The sequence below is a fragment of the Streptococcus sp. SM3 genome (assembly GCF_027497875.1).
This window is the reverse complement of the sequence record NZ_JAJNSA010000092.1, coordinates 1-10,118: the sequence shown is the minus strand read 5'-3', so window position 1 is coordinate 10,118 and position 10,118 is coordinate 1. Positions and strand designations below refer to the sequence as shown.

11 protein-coding genes are annotated in these 10,118 nt (G+C 40.5%); 8 read left to right on the top strand and 3 right to left on the bottom strand.

Annotation, left to right across the window (positions count from 1 at the left end; all coding sequences use genetic code 11):
• The 3 genes from PAN06_RS11205 to PAN06_RS11195 all read right to left on the bottom strand — a co-directional run.
• Window positions 1–543 (bottom strand): aminotransferase class V-fold PLP-dependent enzyme (locus PAN06_RS11205; RefSeq protein ID WP_269796339.1); only part of this gene is annotated, 543 nt, incomplete at its 3' end.
• 9 nt (window positions 544–552) lie between these two features.
• On the bottom strand, window positions 553–1,512 hold the full coding sequence (locus PAN06_RS11200) for a ribose-phosphate diphosphokinase (RefSeq protein ID WP_004260180.1): 960 nt from the start codon (window positions 1,510–1,512) through the stop codon (window positions 553–555).
• A gap of 111 nt (window positions 1,513–1,623) precedes the next feature.
• Complete coding sequence (locus PAN06_RS11195) at window positions 1,624–2,193, bottom strand: CYTH domain-containing protein (RefSeq protein WP_269796338.1); 570 nt, start codon at window positions 2,191–2,193, stop codon at window positions 1,624–1,626.
• A gap of 128 nt (window positions 2,194–2,321) precedes the next feature.
• Here PAN06_RS11195 and PAN06_RS11190 point away from each other — a divergent pair, with 128 nt between their 5' ends.
• The 8 genes from PAN06_RS11190 (at window position 2,322) to PAN06_RS11155 (ending at window position 9,986) form a co-directional block, all read left to right on the top strand.
• Complete coding sequence (locus PAN06_RS11190) at window positions 2,322–2,993, top strand: GTP pyrophosphokinase family protein (protein ID WP_000171682.1); 672 nt, start codon at window positions 2,322–2,324, stop codon at window positions 2,991–2,993.
• Window positions 2,977–3,795, top strand: a complete 819-nt coding sequence (locus PAN06_RS11185) for an NAD kinase (protein ID WP_000799056.1) — start codon at window positions 2,977–2,979, stop codon at window positions 3,793–3,795. Before PAN06_RS11190 ends, PAN06_RS11185 begins: the two co-directional genes overlap by 17 nt.
• Window positions 3,792–4,688, top strand: coding sequence for an RluA family pseudouridine synthase (locus tag PAN06_RS11180; RefSeq protein WP_269796337.1), 897 nt, complete (start codon window positions 3,792–3,794; stop codon window positions 4,686–4,688). The genes PAN06_RS11185 and PAN06_RS11180 overlap by 4 nt, the downstream gene beginning before the upstream one ends.
• A 43-nt stretch (window positions 4,689–4,731) precedes the next feature.
• On the top strand, window positions 4,732–5,706 hold the full coding sequence (pta, locus tag PAN06_RS11175) for a phosphate acetyltransferase (RefSeq protein WP_000451571.1): 975 nt from the start codon (window positions 4,732–4,734) through the stop codon (window positions 5,704–5,706).
• A 188-nt stretch (window positions 5,707–5,894) separates the two neighbouring features.
• Window positions 5,895–7,070: an A/G-specific adenine glycosylase gene (gene mutY / locus PAN06_RS11170; protein WP_269796336.1), complete on the top strand. Its 1,176-nt coding sequence runs from the start codon at window positions 5,895–5,897 to the stop codon at window positions 7,068–7,070.
• 55 nt (window positions 7,071–7,125) lie between these two features.
• A complete protein-coding gene (gene yycF, locus PAN06_RS11165) occupies window positions 7,126–7,833 on the top strand; it encodes a response regulator YycF (RefSeq protein WP_004260192.1) in 708 nt (235 codons plus the stop codon).
• Complete coding sequence (gene vicK / locus PAN06_RS11160) at window positions 7,826–9,175, top strand: cell wall metabolism sensor histidine kinase VicK (RefSeq protein WP_269796335.1); 1,350 nt, start codon at window positions 7,826–7,828, stop codon at window positions 9,173–9,175. Before yycF ends, vicK begins: the two co-directional genes overlap by 8 nt.
• A gap of 1 nt (window position 9,176) precedes the next feature.
• Window positions 9,177–9,986 carry an MBL fold metallo-hydrolase gene (locus PAN06_RS11155; RefSeq protein ID WP_061864638.1) on the top strand — a complete coding sequence of 270 codons (810 nt, stop codon included), beginning with the start codon at window positions 9,177–9,179 and terminating at the stop codon, window positions 9,984–9,986.
• Window positions 9,987–10,118: the final 132 nt, after the last annotated feature.

Below are 10,118 nucleotides of genomic sequence, written 5' to 3'. Positions count from 1 at the left end.
TTTACCAATAGTCTGAACTGCATCGACATGATAGGCAGCAGGGTGTTGCTTGAGTATTTGGCCAATTTCAGAAATGGGCAGTAGGGTTCCTGTCTCATTATTGGCAAACATGGTAGAAACCAAAATCGTATCGTCACGTAAAGCCTTTTGAATTTGTTTGGCAGTGATTTCTTGATTTTCTGGCTGGATAATGGTTGCTTCAAACCCAAAGTGCTGAACCAAGTAATCAATGGTTTCAAGGACGGCATGGTGCTCAATGGCAGTTGTGATGATATGTTTTCCTTGCTCTTTGTGACGAAGGCAGTAGCCAATGATGGCAGTATTGTTTCCTTCAGTCCCACCAGAAGTGAAAAAGATATGTTGAGGTTTTGTCCCCAGTAACTGAGCTAGTTCCTGACGGGCTTCTCGCAAGAGTTTGCCAGCTTGACGACCATGCCCATGAATACTAGAAGGATTTCCATAGGTTTCTTGCATAACCTTGGTCATCGCTGAAATAGCAACTGCTGACATAGGAGTCGTTGCAGCATTGTCCAAATAAATCAAAGAATCACCTTATTTCTTTTTATTGTAGGCAAAGAGTGGGCTGACTGGTTTTCTTTCGTGAATACGGACGATGGCATCACCAATTAACTCACTAGCAGTGATGTAGCATACGTTTTTAGGAGTTTTTTCTTTTGTTGCTACTGAATCAGTCACAAGAATTTCTTTAATATTAGTTTTGTCAAGAAGTTCAGCAGCTCCTTCGACGAAGAGACCGTGGCTAGAAACAGCATAAATTTCTGTAGCTCCTTCACGTTCAACGATTTTGGCAGCTTCAGAGAAGGTACGTCCTGTATTAAGGATATCGTCAATTAAAATAGCTTTCTTACCTTCAACATCACCGATGATATAACCTTCGTTGCGAGTTGCATCGTCTTGTGGGTAGTCGATAATGGCGATAGGAGCATCAAGATATTCAGCCAAGCTACGAGCGCGTTTCACACCTGAATTCTTAGGGCTAACAACAACAACATCTGAACCAAGTAAGCCCTTATCGCAATAATGTTTTGCAAATAGGGGAACTGTGAAAAGGTTATCAACAGGAATGTCAAAGAAGCCTTGAACCTGAACGGCATGCAAATCAAGCGTAAGGATACGATCGACACCAGCCTTAACTAGCATATTGGCAACTAGTTTTGCTGTAAGTGGCTCACGAGGTGAAGCGATGCGGTCTTGACGTGCATAGCCAAAATATGGAAGGACAACGTTGATGCTGTGGGCACTTGCACGTACACAAGCGTCGACCATGATCAATAACTCCATTAGGTGGTTGTTAACTGGGAAACTTGTTGATTGGATGATGTAAACATCATAACCACGGACACTTTCTTCGATATTTACTTGAATTTCTCCGTCTGAAAATTGACGTGATGATAGTTTTCCAAGTGGGACACCAACAGCTTGAGCAATTTTCTGTGCAATTTCTTGGTTAGAGTTGAGTGCGAAAAGTTTCATATTTTTTCTATCTGACATTATAGACCGTCCTCTGTAAACTTTATAAATCCTAGTTATATCTGTCTTGCCTATATGAACTGGGATTTTTGTATTTTATCTTTTCTATTTTACCAAAAAATAGAGATTATTTCAGCTATTTTTCATGCTTTTGACAAATCGAACCAATTTTGAAGGAGCTTTTTGATAATCAATCTGATTTTCCTCTAAAAATTGCTGGAAATCTTGTTTCCCTTGCTCGTGATTCTCAACTTCAAGCTCTAATTCGTAATCTGTAGTATCAAAGTACTGACTTTCATCTAGCGCCATGAGACCAATAGCTGTCTTCATTTCATAGCGAAGCGTTGTGAGACAACCAAGCACCTGCCACTTATTAGTTTGGATACCATGTTTAGCCAATTCATCCAGTACTAGCCCTTGAGGAAGTTTTTTCTTGATCAGATAGTTTTCAGCATCTTTTAGTTGCAATTTTTGATTGTATTCCATGTTTCCAACACTTTGCGGGACTTTGAGTGTCAATTCTGCCCAGTCTTCAAAGGTTCGAATGCGCATAGCAACTTTTTTTTCTCGCAGTTCAAAATCAGGTGTGTCGATGTAGTAATTTTTTTGGAGAACAGGAGTGACGTCTGTGAACTGGTCTTTTAGACGATCATATTCATCTTTTTTCAAGAGTGTTTTCAATTCAATTTCTAAATGTTTCATTTTTCTTACCTTTTCTTTATCGTTGAAAGCGGATTTATGGTATAATAAGCATTGTATTTATTGTATATGAATCTGGAGAAAAAATCAAAGATATTTTTGAAGGATAATATGAGAACAAGGGAGAATATATGACCTTAGAATGGGAAGAATTTCTAGATCCTTACATTCAAGCTGTTGGTGAGTTAAAGATTAAACTACGTGGTATTCGTAAGCAATATCGTAAGCAAAATAAGCATTCTCCGATTGAGTTTGTGACTGGTCGAGTCAAGCCAATTGAAAGTATCAAGGAAAAAATGGCTCGGCGTGGCATTACTTATGCGACCTTAGAGCACGATTTGCAAGATATTGCCGGTTTGCGTGTGATGGTTCAGTTTGTAGATGACGTCAAAGAAGTAGTGGAAATTTTGCGCAAACGTCAGGACATGCGAATCATACAGGAGCGAGATTACATTACTCATCGAAAAGCATCAGGCTATCGTTCCTATCATGTGGTAGTAGAATATACGGTTGATACCATCAATGGAGCCAAGACCATTTTGGCGGAAATTCAGATTCGTACCTTGGCCATGAATTTCTGGGCAACGATAGAACATTCTCTCAACTACAAGTACCAAGGGGATTTCCCAGAGGAAATTAAAAAGAGACTGGAAATTACTGCCAAAATTGCCCATCAGTTGGATGAAGAAATGGGTAAAATTCGAGATGATATCCAGGAAGCCCAGGCTCTTTTTGATCCTTTGAGTAGAAAATTAAATGACGGTGTAGGAAACAGTGACGATACAGATGAAGAATACAGGTAAACGAATTGACCTGATAGCTAATAGAAAACCGCAGAGTCAAAGGGTTTTGTATGAATTGCGAGATCGTTTGAAGAGAAATCAGTTTATACTCAATGATACCAATCCAGATATCGTTATTTCCATTGGTGGGGATGGTATGCTCTTGTCGGCCTTTCATAAGTACGAAAACCAGCTTGACAAGGTACGCTTCATTGGTGTTCACACTGGACATTTGGGTTTCTATACGGACTACCGTGATTTTGAGTTGGACAAGCTAGTGACTAATTTGCAGCTAGATACCGGAGCCAGAGTCTCTTACCCTGTTCTGAATGTGAAGGTTTTTCTTGAAAATGGTGAAGTGAAGATTTTCAGAGCGCTAAATGAAGCCAGCATCCGCAGGTCTGATCGAACCATGGTGGCGGATGTTGTGATTAACGGTGTACACTTTGAACGTTTTCGTGGAGATGGGCTAACAGTTTCGACACCGACTGGTAGTACAGCCTATAACAAATCACTTGGCGGAGCTGTTTTACACCCTACCATTGAAGCTTTGCAATTAACGGAAATTGCCAGTCTTAATAATCGTGTCTATCGAACCTTGGGTTCATCTATTATTGTTCCTAAGAAGGATAAGATTGAACTTATCCCGACGAGAAACGATTACCATACTATTTCGGTTGATAATAGCGTTTATTCTTTCCGTAATATTGAACGAATTGAGTATCAAATCGACCATCATAAGATTCACTTTGTTGCCTCACCTAGCCACACCAGTTTCTGGAATCGTGTTAAGGATGCATTTATCGGCGAGGTGGACGAATGAGGTTTGAATTTATCGCAGATGAGCATGTCAAGGTCAAGACCTTCTTAAAAAAGCATGAGGTTTCTAAGGGGCTTCTGGCCAAGATTAAGTTTCGGGGTGGAGCTATTCTGGTCAATGACCAACCGCAAAATGCAATCTATCTATTGGATATTGGAGACCGCGTTGTCATTGATATTCCCGCTGAGGAAGGCTTTGAAACTCTAGAAGCTATCGAGAGACCATTAGACATTCTCTATGAGGATGACCATTTTCTAGTATTAAACAAACCCTATGGAGTGGCTTCTATTCCTAGTGTCAACCACTCTAATACTATCGCTAATTTTATCAAGGGTTACTACGTCAAGCAAGAATATGAAAATCAGCAGGTTCATATTGTGACCAGACTTGATAGGGACACTTCTGGCTTGATGCTATTTGCAAAGCACGGTTATGCCCATGCACGATTGGACAAGCAGTTGCAGAAGAAGTCCATTGAAAAACGCTACTTTGCCCTCGTTAAAGGAGATGGGAATTTGGAGTCGGAAGGAGAAATTATTGCTCCGATTGCGCGTGATGAAGACTCTATTATCACCAGACGGGTGGCTAAAGGTGGAAAATATGCCCATACTTCTTACAAGATTGTAGCTTCTTATGGGAATATTCACTTAGTTGATATTCGCCTGCATACTGGACGAACCCACCAAATCCGAGTCCATTTTTCTCATATTGGTTTTCCTTTGTTGGGAGATGATTTGTACGGTGGTAGTCTGGACGACGGCATCCATCGTCAGGCCCTGCATTGCCATTACCTATCTTTTTATCATCCATTTTTAGAGCAAGACTTGCAGTTAGAAAGCCACTTGCCGGATGATTTCAGTAACCTTATTACCCAGTTATCAACTAATACTCTATAAAAATTGTTTCAGAGTATAATTATTATCTTAAAGGAGAAAACTCATGGAAGTTTTTGAAAGTCTCAAAGCCAACTTGGTTGGTAAAAATGCTCGTATCGTTCTCCCTGAAGGAGAAGAACCTCGTATTCTTCAAGCGACTAAACGCCTGGTAAAAGAAACAGAAGTAATTCCTGTTTTGCTTGGAAATCCTGAAAAAATTAAAATTTATCTTGAAATCGAAGGTATCGAAGATGGTTATGAAGTCATCGATCCTCAACACTACGATAAATTTGAAGAAATGGTTGCTGCCTTGGTAGAACGTCGCAAGGGCAAAATGTCTGAAGAAGATGCACGCAAGGTTTTGGTTGAAGATGTCAACTATTTTGGTGTTATGTTGGTTTACTTGGGCTTGGTTGATGGAATGGTGTCAGGAGCGATTCACTCAACAGCTTCAACAGTTCGTCCAGCCCTTCAAATTATCAAAACTCGTCCAAATGTAACTCGTACTTCAGGTGCCTTCCTCATGGTTCGTGGTACGGAACGTTACCTATTTGGAGACTGTGCCATTAACATCAATCCAGATGCAGAAGCTTTGGCTGAAATTGCGATTAACTCAGCAATCACAGCTAAGATGTTCGGAATTGAACCTAAAATTGCTATGCTAAGCTATTCTACTAAAGGTTCAGGTTTTGGAGAAAGCGTTGATAAGGTTGTTGAGGCAACTAAAATTGCTCACGACTTGCGCCCTGACCTTGAAATCGATGGTGAGTTGCAATTTGATGCGGCCTTTGTTCCAGAAACTGCAGCTCTGAAAGCTCCTGGAAGTACGGTAGCTGGTCAAGCAAATGTCTTCATCTTCCCAGGTATCGAGGCAGGAAATATCGGCTACAAGATGGCTGAACGTCTTGGTGGTTTTGCGGCTGTTGGTCCTGTTTTGCAAGGTTTGAACAAGCCAGTTAACGACCTTTCTCGTGGATGTAATGCTGATGATGTCTACAAGTTGACCCTTATCACAGCAGCCCAAGCTGTTCATCAATAAGATTTAGTCCTCTTTCCCTTGGGAAGAGGTTTTTTATACTCAATGAAAATCAAAGAGCAAACTAGGAAACTAGCCGCAGGCTGTACTTGAGTACGGCAAGGCGACGTTGACGTGGTTTGAATTTGATTTTCGAAGAGTATTAATACTAGGAAAAGGACAGTAAGAGTCTTCTGTGTTATACTAGAGATATGTTAGATTTGAAAGAATACGGTATTGTCATGTGGCCAGAGGAGAAGATTGTTTCTTTCCGTGAGAAACTTCTCACTTGGTATGATGAAAACAAAAGAGATTTACCCTGGCGTAGAAGTAAAAATCCTTATCATATCTGGGTCTCGGAAATTATGCTCCAGCAGACTAGGGTGGATACGGTTATTCCTTATTACGAACGATTCTTGGACTGGTTTTCAACAGTAGAAAGTTTGGCGAATGCGCCTGAAGAGCGTTTACTGAAGGCTTGGGAAGGTTTGGGCTATTATTCTCGAGTTCGTAATATGCAGGCTGCAGCCCAGCAGATTATGACTGACTTTGGTGGTCAATTTCCAAACACTTATGAAGGAATTTCCAGCTTGAAAGGGATTGGTCCTTACACAGCAGGAGCCATTTCCAGTATTGCTTTTAACTTGCCTGAGCCAGCTGTAGATGGTAATGTCATGCGAGTTTTGGCCCGTCTATTTGAAGTCAACCACGATATTGGGATTCCAAGTAATCGTAAAATTTTTCAGGCAATGATGGAAATCTTGATTGACCCAGAAAGGCCAGGTGACTTTAATCAAGCCTTGATGGACTTAGGATCAGATATTGAGGCGCCTGTAAATCCCAGACCAGAAGAAAGCCCAGTTAAGGACTTTAGTGCGGCATATCAAAATGGTACAATGGACCGTTATCCAATCAAGGTTCCCAAGAAAAAACCAGTTCCCATTTATCTCAAAGCCTTAGTTGTGAAAAATACTAAGGGACAATTTTTACTTGAAAAAAATGAAAGCGAAAAGCTATTGGGAGGCTTTTGGCATTTTCCCTTGATAGAAGTTGATAACTTTTCGCAAGAAGAGCAGTTTGACCTCTTTCATCAGGTTGCAGAAGAAAATGTGAACTTTGGTCCTAGTCCAGAAGAGAGTTTTCAGCAGGACTATGAGTTAGAAGTTGATTGGCTTGATGTTTATTTTGACACTGTCAAGCATGTCTTTAGTCATCGCAAGTGGCATGTTCAAATTGTAGCAGGCCAGGTGACTGACTTTCATAACTTTTCAGATAGGGAAGTTCGCTGGCTTTCACCAGAAGAGTTTAAGAATTACCCACTTGCCAAACCCCAACAAAAAATCTGGCAGGCTTATGCACAAGCCAACTTAGACAATAGCAAAGACTAGCTATTGTGTCTTCTTGTTATTTTTTTGATATAATAGTAGAGAAAAAGGTGAACAAATGAAAAAAATATTAATTGTAGATGATGAAAAACCAATCTCGGATATTATCAAGTTTAATATGACCAAGGAAGGTTACGAGGTTGTAACTGCTTTTAATGGTCGTGAAGCACTAGAACAATTTGAAGCAGAGCAACCGGATATTATTATTCTGGATTTGATGCTTCCAGAAATTGATGGTTTAGAAGTTGCTAAGACCATTCGCAAGACAAGTAGTGTGCCTATTATCATGCTTTCTGCTAAAGACAGTGAATTTGATAAGGTTATCGGTTTAGAGCTTGGAGCAGATGACTATGTGACAAAACCCTTCTCAAATCGTGAGTTGCAGGCGCGTGTTAAAGCTCTTCTTCGTCGTACGGACTTGGTTTCTGTAGATAATCAAGAATTAGATGAAAAGAAAACCCAACCCTTGCAAATTGGGGACTTAGAGATTGTGCCAGATGCCTATGTTGCTAAGAAATACGGTGAAGAATTAGACTTAACCCACCGTGAATTTGAACTCTTGTACCACTTGGCTTCTCATATTGGTCAAGTGATTACCCGTGAACACTTGCTTGAAACGGTCTGGGGTTATGATTATTTCGGAGATGTTCGGACTGTTGACGTAACTATCAGACGTTTGCGTGAGAAGATTGAAGATACACCAAGTCGTCCAGAGTATATCCTAACACGTCGCGGTGTTGGTTATTATATGAGAAATAATGATTGAATTTATTAGAAAAAATATTCTTACTAGTGATTTTATCTTCATTTTAATTTTATTGGGTTTTATCTTGATTGTTACCTTGCTTTTGCTAGAAAATCGGCGAGATAATATTCGGTTGAAGCAAATCAATCAAAAGGTAAAGGACCTGATTGCAGGAGATTATTCTCAGGTATTGGATATGCAGGGAAGTTCTGAAATCACTAATATTACCAATAATCTCAATGATTTATCAGAAGTAATTCGCTTGACTCAAGAAAATCTTGAACAAGAGAGTAAACGATTGCACAGTATCCTATCTTACATGACGGACGGAGTCCTTGCGACCAATCGTCGTGGCAAGATTACTATGATTAATGACATGGCTAAGACACAGCTAGGTGTTCAGAAGGAAGAGGTTCTCAATAAAAGTATCCTTGAATTGCTTAAGATTGAAGATGAGTATGAACTTCGTGATTTGATTACCCAAGTTCCTGAGCTAATGATTGATTCTCAGGATGACAATGGTGAATATCTGAGCCTTCGTGTACGTTTTGCCTTGGTTCGTCGTGAGTCTGGCTTTATTTCTGGTTTGGTTGCTGTTTTACACGATACGACGGAGCAGGAGAAGGAGGAGCGCGAACGGAGACTCTTTGTTTCCAACGTTAGTCATGAGTTACGGACGCCTCTGACTAGTGTAAAATCCTATCTTGAAGCCTTGGATGAGGGTGCCTTGTCAGAACCTGTCGCTCCAGACTTTATCAAGGTGTCTCTAGACGAAACCAACCGTATGATGCGGATGGTGACAGATCTTTTGCATCTCTCTCGTATTGATAATGCAACCAGTCACCTAGATGTGGAACTGATTAACTTCACAGCTTTTATTACCTTTATTCTTAACCGTTTTGATAAGATGAGGGGACCAGATGAAGAGAAGAAATACGAATTGGTTAGAGATTATCCGATTACCTCTGTCTGGATTGAAATTGATACAGACAAGATGACACAGGTGATTGATAATATACTCAACAATGCCATTAAATATTCTCCAGATGGTGGAAAAATCACAGTGACCATGAAGACAACTGATGATCAGATGATTTTGTCTATCTCAGACCAAGGATTGGGTATTCCTAAGCAGGATTTGCCACGTATCTTTGACCGTTTCTACCGTGTGGATCGTGCTAGAAGTCGTGCCCAAGGTGGAACAGGATTGGGACTGTCTATTGCCAAAGAAATTATCAAACAACATAATGGTTTTATTTGGGCTAAAAGTGAATATGGTAAGGGATCAACCTTCACCATTGTGCTCCCTTATGATAAGGATGCAGTGAAGGAAGAGGTATGGGAGGACGAAGTAGAAGACTAGAATGAGTGAAACAGGCTTTAAATACAGCATTTTAGCGTCGGGTTCCAGTGGAAATTCCTTTTATCTGGAAACCACAAAAAAGAAACTTTTAGTGGATGCGGGCTTGTCGGGTAAGAAAATTACCAGCCTACTTGCTGAAATAAATCGCAAGCCAGAAGACTTGGATGCCATCTTGATTACGCATGAGCATTCTGACCATATCCATGGAGTCGGTGTGTTGGCTCGCAAGTATGGTATGGATTTGTATGCCAATGAAAAAACCTGGCAAGCTATGGAAAATAGCAAGTATCTCGGCAAGGTAGACTCTTCGCAAAAGCATATTTTTGAAATGGGTAAAACCAAAACCTTTGGAGATATCGACATAGAGAGTTTTGGTGTTAGCCATGATGCAGTTGCACCGCAGTTCTATCGCTTTATGAAGGATGACAAGAGTTTTGTCCTTTTGACAGATACAGGTTATGTTAGTGACCGTATGGCAGGGATTGTCGAAAATGCGGACGGCTATCTTATCGAGTCCAACCATGATGTAGAGATTTTGCGAGCAGGATCTTATGCTTGGCGACTCAAACAACGAATCCTATCGGATCTGGGTCACCTTTCTAACGAGGATGGTGCTGAAGCTATGATTCGGACGCTAGGAAATCGCACTAAGAAGATCTACCTTGGGCATTTATCTAAGGAGAACAATATTAAGGAGCTGGCTCACATGACTATGGTTAATCAGCTAGCACAAGCTGATCTGGGGGTCGGAGTAGACTTTAAGGTTTACGATACCTCACCAGATACCGCAACACCATTGACAGAGATATAAAAAAGGGCTCTTTGTCAACTGTAGTGGGTTGAAGAAAAGCTAAGATCTAGAAAGGACAAATTTCGTCCTTTCTTTTTTGATATTTAGGGCGATAAAAATCCGTTTTTTGAAGTTTTCAAAATTCCGAAATCC